17 protein-coding genes and 1 pseudogene are annotated in these 22,582 nt (G+C 62.7%); 6 read left to right on the plus strand and 12 right to left on the minus strand.

Features of this window, described 5'->3' with window-relative positions:
- From cyoA to NA29_RS25540, 3 genes are all read right to left on the minus strand, one after another.
- Positions 1-960 (minus strand): ubiquinol oxidase subunit II, encoded by a 960-nt coding sequence (cyoA, locus tag NA29_RS16980; RefSeq protein ID WP_371328977.1) that lies wholly within the window; start codon positions 958-960, stop codon positions 1-3.
- A gap of 350 nt (positions 961-1,310) precedes the next feature.
- A complete protein-coding gene (locus NA29_RS25535; RefSeq protein WP_052253013.1) occupies positions 1,311-3,143 on the minus strand; it encodes an autotransporter family protein in 1,833 nt (610 codons plus the stop codon).
- Positions 3,144-4,655 carry a hypothetical protein gene (locus NA29_RS25540; protein ID WP_052253014.1) on the minus strand — a complete coding sequence of 504 codons (1,512 nt, stop codon included), beginning with the start codon at positions 4,653-4,655 and terminating at the stop codon, positions 3,144-3,146.
- A gap of 851 nt (positions 4,656-5,506) precedes the next feature.
- On the opposite strand from NA29_RS25540, the gene NA29_RS16990 reads away from it, so the two are divergent.
- The 3 genes and pseudogenes from NA29_RS16990 to NA29_RS17000 all read left to right on the plus strand — a co-directional run bounded on the left by NA29_RS16990 (position 5,507) and on the right by NA29_RS17000 (position 9,615).
- Positions 5,507-6,109 carry a response regulator transcription factor gene (locus NA29_RS16990; protein WP_039399772.1) on the plus strand — a complete coding sequence of 201 codons (603 nt, stop codon included), beginning with the start codon at positions 5,507-5,509 and terminating at the stop codon, positions 6,107-6,109.
- A 47-nt stretch (positions 6,110-6,156) separates the two neighbouring features.
- The gene (locus NA29_RS16995; RefSeq protein ID WP_084103855.1) at positions 6,157-7,740 is read left to right on the plus strand and encodes a sensor histidine kinase; all 1,584 of its coding nucleotides are present in this window, start codon (positions 6,157-6,159) and stop codon (positions 7,738-7,740) included.
- Between the two features lie 214 nt (positions 7,741-7,954).
- Positions 7,955-9,615, plus strand: a pseudogene (locus NA29_RS17000) (ABC-F family ATP-binding cassette domain-containing protein).
- 78 nt (positions 9,616-9,693) lie between these two features.
- Here the strand turns inward: NA29_RS17000 and NA29_RS17005 are convergent.
- Positions 9,694-10,131, minus strand: a complete 438-nt coding sequence (locus NA29_RS17005) for a GNAT family N-acetyltransferase (protein WP_039399778.1) — start codon at positions 10,129-10,131, stop codon at positions 9,694-9,696.
- 333 nt (positions 10,132-10,464) lie between these two features.
- On the opposite strand from NA29_RS17005, the gene NA29_RS17010 reads away from it, so the two are divergent.
- On the plus strand, positions 10,465-11,388 hold the full coding sequence (locus NA29_RS17010; protein ID WP_039399781.1) for a LysR family transcriptional regulator: 924 nt from the start codon (positions 10,465-10,467) through the stop codon (positions 11,386-11,388).
- A gap of 183 nt (positions 11,389-11,571) precedes the next feature.
- Positions 11,572-11,985 carry a VOC family protein gene (locus NA29_RS17015; RefSeq protein ID WP_039399785.1) on the plus strand — a complete coding sequence of 138 codons (414 nt, stop codon included), beginning with the start codon at positions 11,572-11,574 and terminating at the stop codon, positions 11,983-11,985.
- Positions 11,986-12,140: 155 nt separating this feature from the next.
- Here NA29_RS17015 and NA29_RS17020 read toward each other — a convergent pair whose 3' ends face one another.
- The 6 genes from NA29_RS17020 to macA all read right to left on the minus strand — a co-directional run bounded on the left by NA29_RS17020 (position 12,141) and on the right by macA (position 19,062).
- The gene (locus NA29_RS17020) at positions 12,141-12,710 is read right to left on the minus strand and encodes a YdeI/OmpD-associated family protein (protein ID WP_039403857.1); all 570 of its coding nucleotides are present in this window, start codon (positions 12,708-12,710) and stop codon (positions 12,141-12,143) included.
- A 98-nt stretch (positions 12,711-12,808) separates the two neighbouring features.
- Positions 12,809-13,234 (minus strand): cupin domain-containing protein, encoded by a 426-nt coding sequence (locus tag NA29_RS17025; RefSeq protein WP_039399788.1) that lies wholly within the window; start codon positions 13,232-13,234, stop codon positions 12,809-12,811.
- 83 nt (positions 13,235-13,317) lie between these two features.
- Positions 13,318-14,145: an AraC family transcriptional regulator gene (locus NA29_RS17030; RefSeq protein ID WP_039399791.1), complete on the minus strand. Its 828-nt coding sequence runs from the start codon at positions 14,143-14,145 to the stop codon at positions 13,318-13,320.
- Positions 14,146-14,218: 73 nt separating this feature from the next.
- Positions 14,219-15,724, minus strand: coding sequence for an efflux transporter outer membrane subunit (locus tag NA29_RS17035; RefSeq protein ID WP_084103857.1), 1,506 nt, complete (start codon positions 15,722-15,724; stop codon positions 14,219-14,221).
- Between the two features lie 20 nt (positions 15,725-15,744).
- The gene (locus NA29_RS17040; RefSeq protein ID WP_039399795.1) at positions 15,745-17,760 is read right to left on the minus strand and encodes a MacB family efflux pump subunit; all 2,016 of its coding nucleotides are present in this window, start codon (positions 17,758-17,760) and stop codon (positions 15,745-15,747) included.
- A 96-nt stretch (positions 17,761-17,856) separates the two neighbouring features.
- The gene (gene macA / locus NA29_RS17045) at positions 17,857-19,062 is read right to left on the minus strand and encodes a macrolide transporter subunit MacA (RefSeq protein WP_039399798.1); all 1,206 of its coding nucleotides are present in this window, start codon (positions 19,060-19,062) and stop codon (positions 17,857-17,859) included.
- 357 nt (positions 19,063-19,419) lie between these two features.
- On the opposite strand from macA, the gene NA29_RS17050 reads away from it, so the two are divergent.
- Entirely contained in the window at positions 19,420-20,055 is a 636-nt protein-coding gene (locus NA29_RS17050) for a trimeric intracellular cation channel family protein (RefSeq protein WP_039399799.1), read from the plus strand.
- Positions 20,056-20,103: 48 nt separating this feature from the next.
- Here the strand turns inward: NA29_RS17050 and NA29_RS17055 are convergent, their stop codons facing one another.
- Positions 20,104-20,769, minus strand: a complete 666-nt coding sequence (locus tag NA29_RS17055; protein ID WP_052253016.1) for an RNA polymerase sigma factor — start codon at positions 20,767-20,769, stop codon at positions 20,104-20,106.
- A gap of 376 nt (positions 20,770-21,145) precedes the next feature.
- Entirely contained in the window at positions 21,146-22,480 is a 1,335-nt protein-coding gene (locus tag NA29_RS17060) for a citrate synthase (RefSeq protein ID WP_072633317.1), read from the minus strand.
- Positions 22,481-22,582 lie beyond the last annotated feature (102 nt).

The raw sequence follows: 22,582 nt of genomic DNA on the forward strand, positions 1-22,582 counted from the left end.
TTACTCCGTGAGCGCGCGCTGCGATGCGGGTTGTGCACCGGCCTCGCGCTCGGGACGCTGCGCGAGGAGCGCGCGGCTGTCCAGTTGGCCGTCCACGCGGCAATTGGCGGCGGCGATGATGTCGTCGATGGCACTGCTGCCCGAAACACGCATGCCTTGCGTACCTTGTGTGCCACCGTCCATCGGCCCCATGTACTTGCCGACGACCGCGTCGAACAGGCCCGGCATGACATTGGCGTAAATGGCGACCGGCGCAGCAGTGCCCGGCTGTTCGAGCTTCACGTAGGTCGGCGCATCGAGCGTGTCGGGCACGCCCTGCGCTTGCCTGATCCACTTGTCGAAGTCGCCCTGCGACGTGACATGCGCCTTGAAGTGCATGTCCGAGAAGCCCGGGCCGCTATAGGCGGACGACATCCCCGCGTAAGTGCCGGTCTCGTTCGCGATCAGGTGCAGCTTGGTCTGCATGCCCGACATCGCGTAGACCATGCTGCCCAGTTGCGGGATGAAGAACGCATTCATCAGCGACTCGGCCGTGATCTTGAATTCCACGGGCGTGTCGACCGGCAGCACAAGCTTGTTGACGGTCGCAACCTTGTAGTCCGGGTAGATAAACAGCCACTTCCAGTTCAGCGCCACGACCTCCACGCGCACCGGCGGCTTGTCGGCAGCGATGGGTTCGATGGGCTGGTAGGGATCGAGTTTGTGCGTCGTCTCCCAGATCATCACGGCAAGCGCCACGACGATGATCACGGGAATCGTCCACACGACGACTTCGATCTTGGTGGAGTGGGACCACTTCGGCGAGTAGGTCGCCGCGGTGTTGGTCTCGCGGTAGCGCCAGAAGAACACAAGCGTGAGCACGATGACCGGGATCACGACAAGCAGCATGACGCCCAACGCGATCAGGATCAGGTGTTTTTCCTGCTCACCGACACTGCCTTTGGGGTCAAACAGCTCCATCGTGCAGCCGCTCATGGGCACCATCGCCATCGCAGCGGCGACGCGCGCACACCACGTGCGCCAACGCGCGCCGGGTGTCGTGTCTGCCCTTCCTCTGCGGGTGAGCGAGACGTTATGCATGGACATCTTAAGCCTCTATGTATGGATACACTATTTGCTTGACGAATGCTACGCATGCACATATTCCATACATCGCGACATAATGACGCACTCGGGAACTGAAGGTTCGCGCATTGAAACCGAGATTGCGCAATACCACATCAGATGAAAAAACGCCAGGAATTGGCAATTCCTGGCGTTCTTCAGTCTTATCTTTGTTTAGCGCTTTGACGCAATCATATTTACATACATCAGAACCTCCACGTTGCCGACACTGACCCCGCTATGTCGGCATTTCCAGCTTTGTAGACGTTGCTCGACACGGCAGCACCGAGCACGATCTTGCGAGCCATGCGATACGACACACCGGCTTGCAGGCCGAGGCTGTCGCGACCGACGACCTCGCTACGTGTCGTGAACGAAGCTCCCGGATAACCCGCGAAGCTGGCCGTCTGGTTGATCGCGCCACTCGTCAGTTCGTGGTTCCATGTCGCTTGCAGATTGGCGGTCAGCGCGTTGCCCGAGACCATCGGCAGGTCGAAGCGCAACTCACCGCCCACGCGGGTGCGCAGCGAGTTGAACGTCTTGCCGTCGAGATGCAGGCTTGCACCGCCGTCCTCCGTGAGGCTCGGACGATACAGTGCGGTGTAGTCGAGCGCCGCCACCGGACCAGCACTCGTCGTGCTGTTCAACTGCCAGCGCCAGCCGCCGCCGACGCTCGCGGACGCCGTCGCGCCGGTCCATGTGCCGCGCGGCGTGGCCGAGTACCCGTTCACGGCAATGGTCCGGTCGACACGGCCGTCCTCGACACCGAAACGCGCCAGGGCGAACGCGTGCGGACCAGCGCTGACCGACGGGGCGTAGCGCGCATGCACACCAATGTCGAACGCCGTCGTCTTGCCCGAGCCGGGCGTCTGCCCGTCCAGACGCGTCGACTGGCCGCTGACAGCGCCGTGCGCGCCGATCGTCCAGTCGCGCCCCTCTCCCGCCACCTTCTCGACGCCGAACACCACGCCGTACGTATTGCCACTGGCGCCCGCCATGTCGCCGCTGCGCCCACGCCAGTAGCCGCTACCGAACGGCATGGCAAACCCGCGCCAATTGCCCGTGAGCGCACCGTTGCCGGTGTTCTGGCTGCCGTCCGCACCGATGGCGGTGGCCACCATGTCCGTCAACTGACGCTCGCGCAGCAAACCACCGGTGAACATTGCGCCGTAAGCGGCTGGCGTCAGTTGCGGCAATGCGCGGGCGACGTCGCTACCGTCTGCGGCCGAGAAGTCGAGCGCTGTGACGAGCGGTTGCAGGTCCTTGCCTGCGACGCCCGCGATGCGGTCGAGCGCGGCGCCCACACGACGGCTATTACCGTCGATGCCGTATTGCGAATAGGCGTTGCCTGCGCGGGCGATCTGCACCCGGTATGTGTTGTTGCCGAGCGAACTCGCAGTGGCAAGCAATGTCGGTGAGGACAGCAGCGTCGTCACGTTGGCGAACGCCCCGCCAATGCTCGACGCGTTCAGCCATTGGTCCGACGTCACCGTCATACCGCTTGCGTACCAGCCGCGTTGCGGCGCAATGGCGAGCGTGCCGTCGAGCGCCGCGTGGCCGGTCACCATCAACCTGGTGAACGTCCCGTTATCCGACAGTGAGGCAACGAGACGGCCCGTGCTCGTCTGCGAGTAGTCGCCGCCAATGCTGATGAAGCTGCCCGCCACCGATGGCGCGACCGTGCCCGCGTTCACGAAAGCGCCTGCCGGGTCGAGCACGTAGCGGCTGTTGCCGGTGAGCGTCGCGCCGCTGAGCACAGCCACGTCGTGCACCGTGTGGTCGCCGTTAATCTGAGTGGTGCCGCCCGCCATCGTCAGCGCCAGATTGCCGCCAACGATATTGCCGTCGTAGCGCAGATTGAACGTGGGGTCTGCTACGGTCGTCGCCAGGCCGTTGGCGTCCGGCGTCAGACCGAAGTTCAGTTGTGTGAGACGCAGCGCCCCCAGGGCGTCCCGCTCGGCGTACCTGGAAATGATGTCGCCGGACAGCGCCGCCCCGCGCATGATGTTGATCTCGCCGACGTAGCCGTTCTCCGACATTTACAGCGACGCATACGTGCCCGCGAGACGTCCGGTAATGTCGGCGCGGGTCACGAGCGGACCGTCGAGTTCGTCGGGCAGCGGCAAGGTCAGCTTGGTGACGGGGTCGACTTTCGTGGAGATGTAGGACCCACGGTAGTCGCTGGCGTCGCCCAGCGCGTTGTGGCCGAAGTCGAAACTCGCCGCCATGCCATTGGCCCCGAGTGCCTGAACGTCGCCACGCTGCACGAACGAATGATTCTTGCCGTAGGTGAACATCACGCCACGCCCATTGCTGCCGTCCGCATAAATGCGTGTGCCCGGCAGCACGGTCACGTTGTTGCCCACACCGTCCACCCGAATGCCCGCCCCGCCTGCGCCGATAGTCAGGAGGTCGGCGCGCTGCGCGACCGTGTTGCCGCTGCCATAGATGTGCAGGCCAAGCCCGAGCGTCGCCGTGTTGTATGTGTTCGGGACGTAAGCTGTGCCGTCGGCATTGCGGCCGAAGAACGGGTTATCGTTGGTCAGCGTCAGGTTGTCATCGTAGATCGAGCGACCGAAGAAGTTGCGCCGGTCGATGTCGTAGCCGATGTCTTGCAGCGCGGCCAGCTCCGCCTCCATGAACGCCGTGTAGTTGCGGTACGTCTGGTGGCTCATGAGGCTGTTCTTGAGCTCGATGTGCGAGAAGATCGGCGAATCGTACGTATCCGTGTCGAACATCACCTTCACGGGGATGCCCTTCATCGAATTCCCAAGCACTTCCCTGACGTGATCACCGGCGAAATACGCCGTGTCATTGCGGGCATCGAATGCGTTAGGGTCCGCCACCGTGCCTGCGTCTTCCGGCGTGAGAATCATTTGTCCGGCCTTCGCCTGACGACCGTTGTCGTCGTACAGGTGCGCGGACCACGAGTCGAGGATCGTCGCAAACTGGTTCGTGTGTTTGCCCGACGGCAACTCGGTCTCGACGATGTTCGTCCCCACACCCAGCGCGTGCGCTACTTCATGCAGCATGACCGCCGGAAGGTCGGCGTTGCTATTGAGCGGGATTTGCGACGCCGCAGGCGCTGCCGCAGAAAACGCCATCTGGCCCAGCGTGATCTCGCCGTTCGCATTGTGATAGCTATCACGCACAAGCGGGTTGTTCTGCAGCGCGGCCTGTACGAGCGTCGGGTTCTGCCCGCCGGTGGCCGTCGTATCGCTCGCGTCGAACGCGTAAGGGCTGTACGCGTGCGCGCCTTTCTCGGTGCCCATCCCCACGTTGATGATTGCCGGTGAGCGGCCAGGCTTGACCTTAATGACTTCCGCCCAGTAGTTCAGGGCGCTGCGTATCTGATCGGTTTGCAATGGCGAGAGCGTGCCTGTCGAATACTGGTCCTGATTGCTGGTGTCGGTGGCGTAAGGGCCTTCCCCCTGGGAAAACAGCCGCGCCTGTATGAACGGCGTGCCGTAGCGGTCGGCGATGTCGATCGTTGTGTAGGCCTGCGCGGCCGACGTGATTGTGCAAAGCGCCGCGAATGCGACGCAGGTCATCCGAATCGTCCTCATTCAGTACTCCATTGTTCTATTTCGCTTCTGTAAGGCTTTGTAATGCGAAGCGAATGGTACGGAGCACCCTGAACGACGTCACTGCGATTTATACGGGGTTTTGCGGCGAACGCCCGTAACCCCCTATGAAATAAGCACTTTTTCTCTCAGACAATCGCGAATCCCTCCGAAATCGGGCCGACCTGTATTAATCGCAGTTTCGCGGCGCGGGGGCGATGACGATACTTCACTCACCGGCTAACGCAACACCGCAACAGCCGCCAAACCCAACAAACCGACTTAAGGAGAAACACCATGCCCGCACTCGTCACCTACGGCTTCGCCTCGATCCTCGGCCTCATCGGCACCATCGTCTCGGCCTTCGGCTGATCGGCAACGTTGACTTAAATCGCACCCAGCACCGGAGAAATCACCATGAGCCTCATCCTCAACCTCGTCGACAGCCTCTTCTACAACGAAACCTGCATCGAAACCGGCATGCAATGCGCCATCCACGTCGGGCATGTGTTCGGCTACTAAGCCACTTCACCGGCCTCTCAGCCCCCTAACCTCACTCACACCGGAGAGCACGTCATGATCGAAAACCTCCAAAACATGGCATTGATCGGCATGCGAATCGCATTTGAGATCTGCCCGGGCCTCTTCGCCTGATCGGGCACTCATGGAAGATCTCCCGCCCAGGAAGGACCGCCCGTGCGGTCCTTTTCTTATTGTGCGAGAACGAATTAACCGGATTTGGCGAGACGTGTCATATGCGTTTATTTCGGCGAAATTTCGTCGTCCAGTGATTTTTTAGTACGATTTGCCTATTCCATAAAAAAACCGGGGCCAGCGGGATGTCATCTCCCACCAAAGTTTTCTGCATTGAGGACGACGTAGATTCGGCAGATCTGATTCGAGAAGATCTGACGGACCGCGGTTATGTCGTCAAAGTTGCACACGATTTTTCGGCCGCGCTGGCCACGCTTGCCGCGTTCATGCCGGACATCATCGTGTGCGACGTCAACGTGCCGGGCATGACCGGCTTCGAGTTTCTGGAAAGCGCCCGCGGCATCATTCAGGGCGAACGCAAGATTCCGTTCATCTTCCTGACCGGCAACGCCGACAAGGAATCGATCATGCGCGGGCACAGCACCGGTGCGGACGAGTACATGCTTAAACCGGTGGATTTCGACGTGCTCGACACCGTCATTCGCAAGTACACCGAGCATGACGAGCCGGAGGAAGGTACGCCGCTGCCCTTCGGCCTCTCGAAGCGAGAAGTCGAAGTGCTGCAATGGTCGGCGAAGGGCAAGACGTCGGCCGAAATCGCGATCATTCTCGATCTGGGCAAGCGCACGGTCGACTTTCACATCGACAACGCCCGCGAGAAGCTGAACGTCGCCACGCGCACGGAAGCCGTGGTGCGTGCCGCCCTGCTCAATATCATTGCGCTCTGAGCGCGCCACCGCGCCGGGCCACACCTGCTGATTACTGCTGACATCGCATGTCGAAAGCGTCTTCCACACCGTCCAAGTCGCTCCCGATCCGGGGGCGGATGTATCTCCTGCTCGCACTGTGTCTTGTGGCGATGATCGCCGTGGGCGTCGCCGTGCACCACCAGGTCGATTCGTCCCAGCAGCGCGCCATCGCGGCCGAGCGCACGCAGATCGAGAATCTGAGCCTGCTCGAAGAGATCAACGACTACATCTCCGACTTCCGGACGGTGGAGTCCGAAGCCCTCGCACCGATGTCGCCCAAGGCGCTTGCGGACATCCGCACGGCGGCGGGCGAGTTCGACGACAAGATCAAGTCCGCGTCGGAGCGTTATCAGAAGGTGCTGGTCCACGACGAATTCCGTCTCGCATTCTCGAAGTTTCAGTCGCAATGGGCGCAGTACCGTCGTGCGTCGAACCAGGTGTTTCAGCTTGCGCAGACCGGCAAGCTGAGCGATGCCGCCAAGCTCTATCGCGGCGACTCGAACAATAAGTACACGCAGGCGAACAGCACGTTCGGCTCGCTGGTGTTTCGCAGCACCGAGTCGCTGATCAGGGAAGTCGAGGTGAAGAACAGCGCTGCACGCAAGCATCTGCTGCAGATCGATGCGCTGATTGCCGCGATGATCGTCGTCACCCTGTTGTGCCTGATTTACGTGGATACCGTGATTCTCAGCCCGCTGACGCGTCTGATCCGGATGGCGGGCAACACGATGTCGGGCAAGGACAAGCTGCGTCTGCCGTGGCTTTCGCGCGGCGACGAAATCGGCACACTGTCGCGCACGCTGTCGAAGATTCAGGAAAGCACAGCGTCGCTGGTGCGTAACCAGAAACTCGCGACGGCGAAGAACACGATTTTGCAGCGGGCGCTGGCGAATGAGGAGCGGCTCAACAACTTCCAGAAGACGTTCCGCTCGATGGCCACGCACGAGTTCCGTACGTTGCTGAGCGTGATCGATGGACACGCACAACGGCTGTTGAATCCGCGTAACGAAGAAACGGATTCGACGCCGCGCTATACGAAGATTCGCGAAGCGGTGGCAAAGCTGAATAATCTGATTCAGAACTGGCTGGACGCGGCGCAAAGCGCCTCGCTGGACGATCCGAAGTTCGGCAAGCGCGCGGAGTTGTCGCTCGTGGCGCTGCTGGAGGATGTGCGCGGCGTCGGTTCGGACATGTTCCCCAACGCGACGATCACGGTGCAAGCACCGTCGGGCATGGACAGTCGGATGATCGGCGACAGCAACGTGCTGTTCCACGCGTTCATCAACCTCATCAGCAACGCGACGAAGTACACGATGGCGCAGCCTGCCATCGATATGAGCGTGACGGATATGGGGGAAGCGTTCCAGGTCGTGCTGCGCGACAACGGCACCGGTATTCCGGCGGACGAGTTGAAGGAGATCTTCCAGATGTCCTTCCGCTCACGCAGTAATGCGGTGCTAGAAGATGGCTCGGGTGTCGGACTGGCGGTGGTCTACGCCGCCATCGAATTCCATAAAGGGACGATTGACGTCGCAAGTCAGGTGGGCGTTGGGACGACGTTCACGATTACGTTGCCGAAGACGGCAGCCGTGGAAGCTACGCCAGCCTGATCGAGAAGGAAGTCCGGCCCCCAACCGGGGCAGTCGTGACCCAAGACGTCCCGCCGACCTCGCCCTTCGGCGGACATTTTGCGAAGGACATACCTTCGATCTCGGATTGGCAGAACGTCCAACGGACGTCCGCAAGAAAGCTGGCACCAGATGAAAATGACAGCCCCGCGCGCCCGGTCGGCTATCATGCCAGTCTTCTTAGCGGTAGCTCCTTATGATTTCCGTCCGTAATCTCACGCTGCGTCGCGGCGTCAACGTCGTGCTCGACAGCGCGTCCGTCACCTTCACTCCAGGCGAAAAGATTGGCCTTGTCGGGCGCAATGGCGCTGGCAAGTCGTCCTTTTTCGCCCTTCTTAACGGCACGCTGCACGAAGATAGCGGCGAATTCTCGATTCCGGCGGCGTGGAAGATGGGCCAGGTCGCGCAGGACATGCCGGAGACCGAGCAGGGAGCGACCGACTTCGTGGTCGAAGGTGACACCGTACTGATGGCTGCGCATGCGGAAGTCGCTGCGGCCGAAGCCAGCGACGACGGTATGCGCATGGCGCACGCTTACATGAACCTGCACGACGCCGGCGCACACGACGCCCCCGCCCGCGCGCAGGCACTGATTCAGGGTCTCGGCTTCAGTGCCGAGCAACTGAATCAGCCGGTCAACAGTTTCTCGGGTGGCTGGCGCATGCGACTGCAACTGGCGCGCGCGCTCATGTGTCCGTCCGACCTGCTGTTGCTCGACGAACCGACGAACCACCTGGATATCGACGCACTGGTCTGGCTGGAAGCATGGCTCAAGCGCTATCAGGGAACGCTGGTCGTGATCAGCCACGACCGCGAGTTTCTCGACGCGGTGACGCAGGTCACCGTGCACGTCGACAATGCCAAGCTCGTGCGTTACGGCGGTAACTACAGCAAGTTCGAAGACATGCGCGCCGAGCAGCTTGTCCTGCAACAGGCCGCGATGGCCAGGCAAGTGGAGAAGATCGCTCACTTGCAGAAGTTCATCGACCGATTCAAGGCGCAGGCATCGAAGGCGAAGCAGGCGCAGAGCCGGGTCAAGGCGCTCGAACGCATGGAGAAGGTTGCGCCAGTGCTTGCCGAGGCGGAATTCAACTTCGAGTTCAAGGAGCCGCTTAGCGTTCCGAACCCGCTGTTGTCCATGCTGGATGCGAGTTTCGGCTACCCTGCCCCGCTGACGCGCCTGTGGGCACGCCGCCCACCGTCATCGTGCGGGGCATCAGCCGTTCCGTGCTGGCCGGGCAGCGCATCGGCATTCTCGGTGCCAACGGTCAGGGCAAGTCGACGCTGGTGAAGACGGTCGCGCATGCGCTCGCGCCGATTGAAGGTGAAATCAGCGAAGGCAAGGGGCTGAACATCGGCTACTTCGCCCAGCAGGAGCTTGACGTGCTGCGCCCGCTCGACACGCCGATGGAACACATGATCCGCCTCGCCCGGGATACGCCGCCCCAGATGCGCGCGCCCGGCCAGAGTGGCACGGAGCAATCGCTGCGCACGTTCCTCGGGACGTTCAACTTTAGTGGCGACATGGTCCACCAGGCGGTTGGCACAATGAGCGGCGGTGAAAAGGCGCGGCTCGTGTTGTGCATGATCGTGTGGCAGCGCCCTAACCTGCTGTTGCTCGACGAACCGACCAACCACCTCGATTTGGCCACGCGTGAGGCGTTGGCGGTGGCGCTCAACGAGTTTGAGGGCACAGTGATGCTGGTGAGCCACGACCGCGCGCTGCTGCGTGCTGTCTGTGATGAGTTCTGGCTGGTCACCAACGGCGGCGTCGAGCCCTTCGACGGCGATCTGGACGACTATCAGCAGTTCCTGCGCGACGAAGCACGACGGTTGCGCGAGCAGGCGGCGGCCTGAGTGGCATCCTGACGGTCGGCGTCACACGCCGACCGTCGTCGGTCTGCCATGATCGGCCTTGATCGGCCTCGACCGACCTTAGGTCGACAGGACCTTCTTCATGGACGGCGCGGGGTGTAGCACATAGCTCTCCCGCTCGTAGAACGCGATAGCGTCGGGCCGCGCATCAAGAAATATCGCGGTCATGCCGCGAGCACGCGCGTCGGCTTCGGCGTACGCCATCAAGGCTCGGCCAACCCCTGTTCCACGACCTGCCGCATCGACCACAAGATCGTCGATATGAAGGTGTGCCCCGCGCGCCAGGGTATGGACAGGTCTCATCCCCATCACCCCGATGATCGTTCCGCGATCGAAGGCCGCTACGAGTTCATAGCCCGAATGCGATTGTCGGCGGATCCGCTCCAGGAAGACGGGGGCGTCAAGCGACCGGAGTTGCGCGATCACAGGATAGGCCAGCATCCATTCCTGTGGCGACAGTCTTCTAATTTCCAACGTGCTGCTTCGATGTTCGGTCATCTCTCAGGTCGATAGCACTTTAAGAGCTCAGATTGTTGCACGGAGCGACCGACGTTTCAGCACACTCTGAGAACAGCCCGCGACAACGCTTTCGCCCATTCATTTCCGGGGTGGAGAGCGAATGATCGCGCCGGGAGTCCGGAAGGCATTTCGTTGATACCCCTTGGAATGGGTTGAATGGAATGGCGGGGAAATCACGACCTTCACAGCCGCTCGTGAGGGCGGTAGCATCGGCTGTCCCCGCAATCTCGCGGCCCCGTTCCTTCGCCTCATATTCCCCGCTCTATGCCAGGTCCTCAAGCGGCGTCCGCCGTCGATAGAGAATTCGTCCCCATGCTGCAGGGCAGCGGCGCGCATCTCGACGACTTGCTGCTCTTTACCCTCGTGGTAGACGCCGGCGGATTCAGCGCGGCCGAGAGGCAGACCGGCATCGCCAAGTCGCGGCTGTCCCGCCGGGTGGCGGCACTCGAGCGCGCGCTCGGCGTGCGACTGTTGCACCGATCAGGTCAAGTCTTCGGCCTCACGCCCGTTGGCGAAGCCGTGCTCGCGCACGCACGTGAGGCCGCCAGGCACGTTGACAAGATCGGCGCGCTCACGCGCAACGCCGTGGCAGAGCCATCGGGCGTGATCCACCTCCATACCTCTGTGCTGATCGGCGAGACCACGCTCCCGCCAATTCTGGCTGAATTTGCGCGCACGCACCCTCACGTGCAGGTGCAGTTGACGCTATCGAATCGCTTTGTCGACCTGGCCGAGGAACGACTGGACCTGGTCATCCGCGCGGCGGTTGTGCCCCTCGCATCAGAAGACGTGATCGCCATGCCGATCGCTACGTCGGCATCGATCGTCGTGGCCCATCCGTCGTTGCTGAAATCCGACGGTCCGCCCGCGCACCTCGATGAGTTGTCCTGCTATCCCTGTCTCGCGCAGGGCACGTTAGCAAATCCGCGGCCATGGCAGTTCGTCGGTGTGGACGATAAACCGATCGATATCGCTATCACGCCGGGCATTGCCGTGGATAACCTACTGGTCATTCGCGAACTCGCGCTGCGCGGCGCCGGATTAGCTCAGTTGCCGACCTATCTTTGCCAGGACGCTATCGACGACGGCAGACTGGTGCCCGTGCTCCAAACCGTGCGCTCGCGCCCAGCCACGCTTTACGCTATGTACCCGAGCCGGCGCGGCATGACGTCCGCCGTGCGAGTGTTCCTCGAGTTGTTGCGCGCAAGATGGCCGTCCGATCCGGCCACCGGCTGACCCCGTGTTTCCTGCAGGACCGTTCCAATTTCGAAACGCCTCGTTGCAAACCACCGGCTTTCCACCATTGTGGCGAGCCGGTATGGTTCTCTGGATCGACGAATCCGGCAGCTATAGCAATCTCCTGACGGCCCTCGTCGATAGCCAACGTTCGCCTATCGCTCAAGCTTAGGAAGCCAGATCATGAACAAGCAGATTTTCATCAACCTGCCGGTGACAAACCTGCCGCAATCGAAGGCCTTTTATGAGGCCATTGGGGCGGTCAACAACCCCGCGTTTACCGATGCGAGCGCAGCATGCATGGTGATCTCCGATGCGATCTACGTCATGCTGCTTAACCACGATAAATGGCGGCAGTTCACTGGGAAGCGAATCGTCGATGCGCACGCTGAAGCACAGGTATTACTGTGTCTTTCGGCGGGCGGACGGGAAGATGTGTCCGAACTCGTGCAGAAGGCCACCGACGCCGGCGGCAAGGCGGACCCCACACCCGTTCAGGATTTGGGCTTCATGTACGGCCGCAGCTTCGAGGATCCGGACGGCCATATCTGGGAGGTGATGTGGATGGACCCGGAAGCCGTTCCGCCACACGGTTAAAGCGCTCATGATTCGCCCGCATAGGCTTTTCGCGGGCGCATCTTCGATGCGCCACCGGGTGTTGCTCCGGACAAGCTATGCCAGTCGTCAGACACCCAAACCGGACGCGTACGTTCCTGCAACCACAGCATCGATCGTTTCCCAAATTTACCGGTTCAGGCGTGAATCGTTTCCCCACGACTCAACATCCCCACAAACTCTTCAATCTTTCGCGCACGCGTCTCGGCCTTTTTGACGTTTTGAATTCGGAACAAGATGGCGTAGCGATTCCGGCCATTAAGCGTCGCAAAGAATTCGCGGGCTCTGGGGTTCGCGTCTAACGCTGCTTGCAAATCGTCAGGGACGGCTGCGTTGCTCGGGGAGTCGTAAGCGGCTTGCCACCGCCCATCCGCTTTGGCTTTTTCGATCTCTCGCATCCCGGACGGACGCATTCTGCCTGCGGCGATCAGCGCTTCCGCCCGCTCAGTATTCAGCTTGGCCCAGATGCTTTTCGCCGTACGGGGCGTGAAGCGCTGCAACCAGTGTTCATCGCTTTCCTTCTTCTTCTGCCCGTCGATCCAGCCGTGACAAAGCGCGCTTTCCACCGCCTGTGCGTAGCTCAGCGTCGGCTGCGCCGCACCCTTCTTCGCCAGACGCAGCCATACCCCGGCGGATGTGCCACCGTTTTGCGTCAACCAGTTTTCCCATTCACTCTGGTCAGGGAGTGTCAGACAAGGCTCTGTCATAGTGCGATTCAGATCGAAATATCCGGGCGGTGGCGCTTTTGCGCCGCAACGATGCGGCATATCGTAACGCGCTCAAGACGCCCCTGCGAATATCCGGTTCAAATCCACTGATCGTTCGCCACCGTCCGATCCCCGGCCTCACCGTCTCCTGTATTCACCACGCCTCGCGGCTCGATGAGCAGCAGCTTGGCTTCGGACTCGGCAAACGGCTTGTGTTCGATGCCCTTCGGCACCACGGCCATTTCACCAGCGCGCAGCGCAATGGAACCGTCTCCGGTCGTCGCATCACGGAAGTCGATCCGCAACTCGCCTTCCAGGACGATGAACGTTTCGTCGGTATCGGCATGCTGATGCCATTGGAATTCGCCGATGACCTTCACGACCTTGAACTGGTAGTCGTTCATCTCGGCAACCACGCGAGGTTGCCAGTGACCGTCGATCAGCGCGATCTTGCGGACCGGGTCGATGGCCTTGCACTGGCCGCGATCCGTCGGGGCGTTGGGATGCGTGGGGAATTGGGACATCGTTCTCTCCGTTCTTGGGGGGGTGATGCGTCGAGGATACGCACGCCCTTCACGGCCGTATTGAACGATTGTGCGTGGTGGTTCTAGCCCGGCAGAATGCCGCTCGCGACCTGAAGCCAGCGGCCCGGCGTCAGTCCGAAGGTCTTCGAGAAATGGCGCGTCATATGACTCTGATCGGCGAAGCCCGCCGTCGCCGCGGCATCCACGAGAGATGTCCCCGCTAGCAACTGATGACGCACGTCATCCAGACGCCGCATCGTCAGATACCGATACGGACTCGTGCCGTAGAACGTGCGAAAGTCGCGCGACAGACTCCACCGGTCCCGGCCCGTCGCCGCTTCGAGTTCGTCCAGTGTGACGACCCGTGCGCTGTGCGTATGCAGATAATCACGCGCACGTCGCGCCGCCAGATAGTCGCCCTTCGTCTTGCGCGCAGGGGCGCCGGAGACGGCCGCAAGCGCGTGGGCCAGTTCCGTCAGCGCGTCGCTCTGTTCCAGCGGCTCCAGCGTGTGGCTGACGTGTTGCAGCAACGTCTCGGTCGCCGCCGCCAGACGCGGATCCGTCGTCACACCGCCTTCGACGAACGGCAGCGCTTGCCCGCCAAGCACGTCCTGAAACAACGACGGATGCACGTAGATCATGCGATACCGGAAGCCTTCGTCGGTGCCCGCCTGACCGTCGTGCGGTTCGTCGGGATGCAAAACCATGGTGTTGCCGGGCAGACTGTTTCGCTGCCCCCGCCGATAGCTGAAACTCTGAACGCCCGCGAGCGTTCGGCCAATCGCGTAGGTGTCGTGGCGATGCATCGAATAGGCGTTACCGCGAAACCACGCTTCGAAGCGCTCCACGCCCTCGATCGGCTGTGCATGCTTAACCCAGTCGGGTGTCAAAACGGATGTCCGTCGATTCATGATGTACCGCCTCGGATGACCTCACGCGTCAGGATACAGGTCGCAGATTCAAACCACGCCCGATATGGCTCACTCAGGCTGGCGGATTCACATCCGACGCATTCCCTGCTCCGCCCAGTGCCTTGTACAACACCATGCGGTTGTTCAATCGGTTCAACCGGACTTGCGCGTCGGCCGTCTGCGCGTTGCGCAACAACTGCAACTGCTCAAGCCACTGCTGCACCCCGATAGCCCCCGCCTGATAGCGCGAGCGCAGCACGGTCTCGGCACGCTGTGCCTGCACCAGCGACAGCGCGCGTTGCTCGCCCTCGCGCGTCAGTTGCTCGCGGGCCGACAGTGCGTTCTCGACTTCGCTCAGCGCCGTAAAAAGGCTCTTGCGGAAATTCACCACCGCTTCCTCATACTGCGTCTGCGACACCTTGATCTGCAACTGCATCGTATTCCACTGGATGAACGGCAGGGCCAGCCCCGCCCCCAGCGAACCGATCGGGTTCTGCAACACGCGTTCCAGCGAAGCGCTAGTCGTCCCCACCTGCCCCGTCAGCGTGAACGTCGGGTAAAAGCTCGTGCGGGTGATGTCGACGTTAGCGAGCGTCCCACGCAAGCGCAACTCCGCCGCGCGCAGGTCCGGGCGACGACCCAGCAACTCCGCAGGCAATCCCGCCGGTACGACAGGCAACGCCTGCGTCGGCAGCATCGACGGTTCGGCCGCTGCCTGCTCCGGCGGACGGTCGAACAGAATCGCCAGCGCATTGCGGTTCTCCGTGCGCTGCTGCACCAACTGCGTGAGCGCCGCGCGCTGATCGGCCAGATTGCCCTCCGTCTGCGCCACATCCAGCCCCGACACCGCCCCCGCCGCATAGCGCGAGCGCACCAGCGCCAGAATCCGCTCGCTATAAGCGATATTGCCTTCGGTGTTGGCGATCTGCTGATTCAGGAAGCCAATTGTCCAGTACAACTGCGCCGTCGTTCCGATGATCGCCAGACGCGCGGACTCGCGGTCGGCGTCGGTCGCCTCATACTCCCAGCGTGCCGCATCGCGTTGCGCAGCCAGCTTGCCCCACAGGTCCAGTTCATACGATGCCTGCGCCGACAGGGTGCTCTTGCGCCCCATCACATGGGTGTCCAGCGTGCGCTGAACGGTCGCATTGCCGCCAACGGTCACGGACGGCGTGAGGTTCGTATCCGCCAACCCCGCCTGCAATTGCGCGCGATAGACCCGAATCCCTGCCGCCGCCAGATCGTTGTTGACGGCCAGCACATCGGTGATCAGACGGTCCAGCACCGGGTCGCCGAACGCACGCCAGAAGTCGGGGGCAATCGTTGCGGTGTCGCCAGCGACGGCGGGCGATGTCGCGGAAGCCCCCGATGCCCCCGTCAAACCCGCCCACTGCGCGGGCACCGGCACCGCTGGCAGCGGATCGTGACGCACCCCGGCGCAGCCCGTGAGCAGCACCGCAGCGCTCGCCAGCGCGAGGACCGTACGGCGCAGCACCGTCGACGTGCCGCACGGATCGGCCGACGCTGACGAGGCTGAATAGGCTGACGAAGCGAAAGCATGGCAAGTTGTAGATTTCATTCTGGTCATCTGGCAATACCTCAATCGCGTGCAAGCGCTTCGACCGGATCCAGCCTCGCGGCATTGCGCGCTGGCATGAACCCGAACACCACGCCGATGAGCGTCGAACACAGGAATGCCGTGACGACCGAGCCCATCGAGAACACCATCTTCCACTTCTCGACGAACAGAGAGAACAGGAAGCTCGCCCCGAACGAAAGCGCAATCCCGATCGCGCCGCCCATCAGACACACCATGACGGCCTCCACCAGAAACTGCTGCATGATGTCGCTCTGACGCGCCCCGACCGCCATGCGGATACCGATCTCCCGCGTACGCTCCGTCACCGACACGATCATGATGTTCATCACGCCGATACCGCCCACGACCAGCGAAATCACGGCGATCAACGACAGCAACAGCGTGAGCGACTGACTCGTCTTCTCGACCGTCTTCACCACGCTGTCCATGTTGTACGTAAAGAAGTCCTTGCGGCCGTGACGCTGTGTCATGAGCGTCTCCAGACTCTTCTCGGCGGCCTTGCTCGGCTGACCGTCACGCACACGCACCGTAATGCTGTCGACGTTGCGCTGACCGAACAGACGCCCCGCCGCCGTGGTGTACGGCACCCAGATGTTCAGGCTCTTGGTGTCGCCGAACGCACTCTTCTTCTCCACGGTCACGCCGATCACCACGCACGGAAGATTGCCCACGAAGATCACTTCGCCCAGCGGATTGGGGTTCGCACCGAACAGCTTGCGACGCGTGTTCTGGTCGATCACGGCAACCTGCGCCTGCCGCCGCACCTCGTCCGCACCGAACGCAATGCCCTGCCCGATCTTCATGCCGCGCACCTGGAAGAAGTGCTCGCCCACGCCCGTCACCATCGCGCTCGCGTCGACATTGCGGTAGCGCAGCAGCAGACTGCGAGCCGTCTCGGGCGTCGCGCTGTCCACATAAATCTGCTCCGAAAGCGCGTGCACGTCCTCGGGCACGAGCGTCTGAATCGCTGTCGCGCGGTTGTCGCCCCAGTCCTTGCCCGGATAGATGTTGATTGTGTTCGTGCCAATGCTGCCGATCTCGGCCAGCATGTAGCGCTTCGCCCCTTCGCCAATGGCCACGATGGAGACGACCGACGTAATGCCGATGATGATCCCGAGCATCGTCAGGAACGTGCGCAGCCGGTGCGAGATCAGCGCGATCCACGCCATACGAAACGCCTCGGCGAAGCGGTCGATGCCCCCCGTCCAGCGACGCGGGGGAATCGCCCCGCCGTGGCTGGCATTCACCGAAGCGGGATCGGTTGCCGGGGCCGTCGAAGCCACCACGGCTTCCTCGGCGGCCTCCTCCGGCGAAGGAGCATCCGGCTCGATCTCCACCGGCGTGTTCTCACGGTCGGCCACGATCTCGCCGTCGCGAATCTCGATGATGCGGCGCGCATGCGCGGCGACCTTCTCGTCGTGGGTCACGATGATGACCGTGTGCCCCAGCGCGTTGAGTTCCTTCAGAATGCGGATGACTTCGCGACCGCTGCGCGTGTCGAGTGCACCGGTCGGTTCGTCGGCCAGAATCACATCGCCGCCATTCATCAGCGCACGCGCAATACTCACGCGCTGCTGCTGGCCACCCGACAACTGGCTCGGACGATGTTCCGTGCGATCAGCCAGTCCAAGCCGCTCCAGCAGCATCACGGAGCGCGCACGACGCGCCGCATGCGGCGTGCCGGTGTACACCGACGGCATCTCCACGTTCGACGCCGCGTCGAGGTGCGGCAGCAGGTGGTAGCGCTGGAAAATGAAGCCGAAGTGCTCACGACGCAGTTGCGCGAGCGCGTCCGCATCGAGATCGCGCGTCTCGCGCCCGGCAACGCGGTAGCTGCCGTCGCTCGGATGATCGAGACAGCCGAGAATGTTCATCAGCGTCGACTTGCCCGAGCCGGACGCCCCCATGATCGCGACGATCTCGCCTTCTTCGATGGTGAGATTGACGTCGCGCAACACGGTCACGTCACGCTCACCGGCAGGAAACCGCCGGGTGATGCCCGTGAGTTCCAGCATCGGGTGCGGACGGACGTCGGGAGCCTGCGCAGCAGCTTGCGACGCTTGTGACACAGAAGACGTACCGGCGGCTTGAGTCATGGCGCTCGCCTTCCTTTATTGGGACGCACCGGGCGAGGCGTCCGTCGAGACCTGCGTGCTGTCGCCCGCCTCGCCGATCACGACGCGATCGTCAGCCGTGAGACCCTCTTTCACCTCGACTCGCACGTTGTTGTTCAGTCCGGTGACGATCTGACGCGTCACCGCCTTGCCATCGCCCGTGCCCTGCGCGGGCAGAACGCGCACTTCGTAACGGTCCGGGCCGACCTTCTTGCCCAGCGCCGCCACCGGCACGCTCAGCGCCTGCTTGGCCGTACCGAGCAGCACATTGACCTGCGCCGTCATCGAAATACGCAGGCGATGGTCAGGGTTCGGCACTTCGAACAGCGCGTTGTAGAACACCGCCGTGTTGTTGCGCGTCGCGCCCCCGCCGAGCGTGCTTTGTGTATCGAGGAAGTTCTGCGGCGCCGGTTCGATAGCGCGCAACTTGCCGTAGTAACGCTTGTCGGGGTCGCCCAGGATGGTGAAGTAAGCGGTCTGTCCCGGCGAGATACGGATGACGTCGGCTTCCGAGACCTGCGCCTTGACGGTAATGGTGTCCAGATCGGCGAGCTTCAGAATCACCGGCGCTTGCTGCTGCGCGATCACGGTCTGGCCTTCCTGCGTGACGATGGCGACGACCTGACCGTCCATGGGGGCATCGATGCGCGTATAGCCCACGTTCGCCTTCGCCGATTCGATGGCCACGCCCGCCTTGCGAATCTGGGCGTCGAGTCCGTTCAGCGAGGCGCGCTGCACGTCCAGATTGGCTTGCGCCGATTCGAAGTCCTGACGGGACGTTGCGTCGTCCGGCAGCATCTGACGCTGACGGGCAAACGCCAGCTCGGCCTGCTTGAGTTGCGCCGCCGTCGAGCGCTTTTGCGCCTGAAGGTTCTGTTCCTCAGCCTCGGCCTGACGCAGGCTGTTCTGCGCGAGCACCGGATCGATCTGCGCGAGCCACTGCCCCTTCTTCACCTTGTCGCCCAGCTTGACCTTGAGCGACTTCAACTGTCCGCTGACCTGTGCGCCGACGTCCACCTGCTGGAACGCACCCAGCGTACCCGTGGCAAGCACCGTGTTCTCGAGGTCGACACGCTCGACCTTGGCGCTGAGGTACTGCGGCGCCTTTGGGGTCGCGAGACTGCGCAGTCCGAGCGCCACGAGAACGGCAAGTACGACGAGGCTGGTAACCAGATAGGGCCGACGGCGAATGAACTGGATCATGGAACGAAGTTGGCGATCAAAAAGACACGTCCGGGACACGTCAAAAGGGCTTCACTCGTAGCGCATTCGGGCCGGTGGGCCGGTCGGTCCGCCGACCGGAAGATCGGACGATCTACCTGCCAGTTCGCCGCGCCGGGCGCGACGGGCACGCTTCGGAGCACAAAAGGATGAGATTTTAAGGGGTTTGCATGACGGGTGGGGCGGCTTTCCCGCGTCTGTCGTTTCGTTGCAGGCAGTGTCGCACCCGCGACAGACGCTGAAAACTTGTACAAATCACAGTTTCAGGCGTGCCGATGCACCAAAACACGGGAAAAAGCACCTGAAGTGATATATTCGCCCGGCATTGCAAGGGACATCATGAAAACAGAAATCTTCTACGCCCTGTACCTCATCGCCATCGTCACGGAAGCGATGTCGGGGGCCATCATGGGGATGCAGCGCGGCATGGACCGCTTCGGGCTCGCTTTCGTCGGCATGGTGACGGCGCTCGGCGGCGGCACCATTCGCGATGTGCTGTTCGGCCGCCATCCGCTCGTCTGGATCGCGCATCCGGAGTACCTGCTGCTCACCCTCGGCGCCGCGACGCTCGCGTCCATCGTCGCTCGCCACATTCATCGGCTGCGCATGACGTTCATTACGGTCGATGCCATCGGCCTCGCCGCGTTCACGATTCTGGGGTGCGATATTGGCATGACCGTGAGCACAAGCCCGGTCATCGTAGTGCTCGCCGGGGTGCTGACGGGGATTGGCGGGGGCATGCTTCGCGACCTGCTGTGCGGACAGGTGCCGCTGGTGCTGCGCCGCGAGATGTACGCGAGCGTGGCGTGCATCGCAGGTGCGATGTACGTGGCGATGCTGCATTTCGGGGTGCCGAACGGCGTGGCAACAGGCGTAGGCTTCGTCGCGGGTTTCGTCATCCGCATGCTGGCCGTGTGGTTCGGCTGGCGCTTTCGCACGTTCGAGGACGAAGCGCCGTCCGAGCCGTTGCATTGAGGCCTCACCCCGCGCAGCGGCGCGCACCGGACATCCATCGTGGGACGCTCAGGGCTTGATCGCTTCCGATGCGTCGGGTAGCCGCGCCGGACGACGCGACGCCGTAATCCCGCCAGCGGCCTGACGGCCGGTCTGCTCGGCGCAGTAGTCGAGCGTCTGACGCAGTAGCGTGTCCACCTTGCGCAGCGACAGACCATGACGCGCGGCGACTTCCTCACGCGTCAGATCGTCGATGCGCAATTCGACCAGCACGCGGCGATGGTGTCCCGACATCTCGCCCAGGGCACGGGCGAGCGCCGCCAGCTCCGAACGTGCGCCCGCGACCGCTTCGGGGCCGGGGCCGCGGTCGGGCAGCACGTCGAACACCTCGTTCTCGTCCGCCAGCGACGCCCACATCCGTCTTCCTCGCATCTGATCGACGGCGAGGTTGTAAGCCATCCGAAATACATACGTCTCTCCCTTGTGCACGGCCTCGGGCAACGTGGCGCTGCCCAGGCGCACCCACGCTTCGTGCAGGCTGTCGCTGGCCGTGTCCTGACAACCAATGCTGCGCGACAGACGGCGCAGCAACCGGTCGTAGTTCGCCTCCAGACATTCCCTCAACACCTGCGTGGCCGTGCCCACGCTGTTTTCCTGCGCCTGTGCGGCACGCACCGCCGCTTCGACGCTGACATTGGTCAGATCCACGTCGCCGCTCCCGGTGCCTTGCCGCACGCCGCATTCCTGCCTTCCCCGTCATGCCACTGCGCGAACATCGTGTGCCCCCCGATACCCATGAACGCTTGCGTCGGCCGTCGCTGCAATCGCGGGCCTCATTGACATGACGGATGTCGGAGGGCAAATCCGCAGACTATTTTTTTGTAACGGGCAAACGGGTGTCACAGATGTGCCTTTTCCTCCCGCGTGAGCTGCACCTTCTGGGCACAGTGTTGTGATGGCATCGCGTCCGTGCAGATAGCTGGCGTAGCGCGGGCTGCCTGCGTCGTTGTATTCCCTGCCACCGGCGAGTCGCTCCTTGAAGTACACCTGTCGCACGCGTGCGCCTTGCCGTGACGACGGCAGCGCCAGGAAGTCCGACAAGCGGCGTCGATCACCGGGTGACCGGCGGCTCGAACGCCCCGAACGACTCGAAGGTTTCGGCACTCACCGGTCCGCCGAAGCCGTACTTCGCGCGCGGTCGCAGCATGAACGCCTGCGTGCGCTGCTCCATGACGTGCGCCACCCAGCCCGCCGAACGGCCGATGATCCACATCGCCGTCGACGTGCCGTCCGGCAGTCCCAACGCACGCGCGAGTGCGACCAGTCCCGTCGCCAACCCCGCATGCGCGTTCACTTCGGTGCGCATACGTTCGAGAAAGTCGAGCGTCAGACGTGTGTTGGTGCGCAATGTGTCGTCGATGGTGGCGTCGTCCGCCTCACGCATCAACTCGCCCGCCATCTGCATCATCAGATCGGCGCGTGCATCGCCGCCGGGATACAGCGGATGATTGAAGCCGAGCAGGCTCGCGCCGTATTCGCGCACCCGGCCGACGCGCGAGTCGAGTGCATCGAACGGCTCGCACAACAGCATCGTCTCGATCTTTTCGGTGCTGGTGCCAGTGGTGAAGCCGATATGCGAGCCGATGGCCGCCGCGACGCAGCCGAACAGATCCGCATTGGTCGACGCCGCCACGCGCGCCGAAAACGTCGCCGGTGCAAGTTCGTTGTCGGCCACCACGACCAGTGCGGCATTCATCGCCCGCAGTCGCGCCGGTGTCACCGCGCTGCCCGCTGCGCGTAGCACGTGCGACGCGACGCTCTCATCGGTCTCACGTGCGACGAACCGTTGCTTCGGCCCGAGAAACCCCACACATCCGACCATGCAATGCAGCATCGCGCGGGCCGCCTGCACGGCGGTGCCATCGGCCAGCTCGCGTGCGCCGCGTCCGTGCATCGCGAGCGCGAATGGCACCATGCCGAGCAGATTGCCGATGTCGGCGCTCGCCACTTCGCCGTCGTACGTCGACAAAAAGCGCAGCACGTCGGACGGCGTTTCCTGCATCGGCCATTCGGCAATGCCGTCCTGCCAGATCCCCGTCATCAGCAAATGCACGACCGACTCGAACGACGCCCCGCCGCTCGCCAGATCGATCGCGAGACGGTTGCGATAGCGCGGACCGTGCGGCGTGATCTGGGTGATGGCCGAATGCAGCACGGGATCGCCGAAGCGCATCGTAGATTCGGCCACCGCGCCGGTCGGGGCGCGCCCGCGCTTGCGCGTGGCCAGACGCTCGACGTCGCGACGCAGATACAGGCTCTTGCGACCGTCCTCATGCGGACGCGCCCGGATCAATCCCCGGCTCACGTAGGCGTACAAGGTGGCCGGTTTGATATCGAGTAGCGCCAGGACTTCTTCGCGCGTCATCAGGTCGGTTTGCTGCGTCATCGGTGTCTGCGACTCCCTCGGTATCACTGCGTCGCCCCGTGGCAACGCGTTTGCGGCCCATCATGCCACATTCATATTGACTTTAAAAATCAATATTGATAA

It is taken from the genome of Pandoraea sputorum (genome assembly GCF_000814845.2).
Classification (GTDB): Bacteria; Pseudomonadota; Gammaproteobacteria; order Burkholderiales; family Burkholderiaceae; genus Pandoraea; species Pandoraea sputorum.

Excerpts from the sequence above, each read along its gene's own strand:
- NA29_RS17025 (WP_039399788.1), bottom strand. The coding sequence starts at position 13,234 with ATGTCCCAATTCCCCACGCATCCCAACGCCCCGACGGATCGCGGCCAG.
- NA29_RS17010 (WP_039399781.1), top strand. The coding sequence starts at position 10,465 with ATGCTGCAGGGCAGCGGCGCGCATCTCGACGACTTGCTGCTCTTTACC.
- NA29_RS17050 (WP_039399799.1), top strand. The coding sequence starts at position 19,420 with ATGAAAACAGAAATCTTCTACGCCCTGTACCTCATCGCCATCGTCACG.
- NA29_RS17060 (WP_072633317.1), bottom strand. The coding sequence starts at position 22,480 with ATGACGCAGCAAACCGACCTGATGACGCGCGAAGAAGTCCTGGCGCTA.
- NA29_RS16990 (WP_039399772.1), top strand. The coding sequence starts at position 5,507 with ATGTCATCTCCCACCAAAGTTTTCTGCATTGAGGACGACGTAGATTCG.
- NA29_RS25540 (WP_052253014.1), bottom strand. The coding sequence starts at position 4,655 with ATGACCTGCGTCGCATTCGCGGCGCTTTGCACAATCACGTCGGCCGCG.
- NA29_RS17040 (WP_039399795.1), bottom strand. The coding sequence starts at position 17,760 with ATGCTGGAACTCACGGGCATCACCCGGCGGTTTCCTGCCGGTGAGCGT.
- macA (WP_039399798.1), bottom strand. The coding sequence starts at position 19,062 with ATGATCCAGTTCATTCGCCGTCGGCCCTATCTGGTTACCAGCCTCGTC.
- NA29_RS25535 (WP_052253013.1), bottom strand. The coding sequence starts at position 3,143 with ATGTCGGAGAACGGCTACGTCGGCGAGATCAACATCATGCGCGGGGCG.
- NA29_RS17015 (WP_039399785.1), top strand. The coding sequence starts at position 11,572 with ATGAACAAGCAGATTTTCATCAACCTGCCGGTGACAAACCTGCCGCAA.
- NA29_RS17005 (WP_039399778.1), bottom strand. The coding sequence starts at position 10,131 with ATGACCGAACATCGAAGCAGCACGTTGGAAATTAGAAGACTGTCGCCA.
- NA29_RS17030 (WP_039399791.1), bottom strand. The coding sequence starts at position 14,145 with ATGAATCGACGGACATCCGTTTTGACACCCGACTGGGTTAAGCATGCA.
- cyoA (WP_371328977.1), bottom strand. The coding sequence starts at position 960 with ATGGAGCTGTTTGACCCCAAAGGCAGTGTCGGTGAGCAGGAAAAACAC.
- NA29_RS17035 (WP_084103857.1), bottom strand. The coding sequence starts at position 15,724 with ATGAAATCTACAACTTGCCATGCTTTCGCTTCGTCAGCCTATTCAGCC.
- NA29_RS16995 (WP_084103855.1), top strand. The coding sequence starts at position 6,157 with ATGTCGAAAGCGTCTTCCACACCGTCCAAGTCGCTCCCGATCCGGGGG.
- NA29_RS17020 (WP_039403857.1), bottom strand. The coding sequence starts at position 12,710 with ATGACAGAGCCTTGTCTGACACTCCCTGACCAGAGTGAATGGGAAAAC.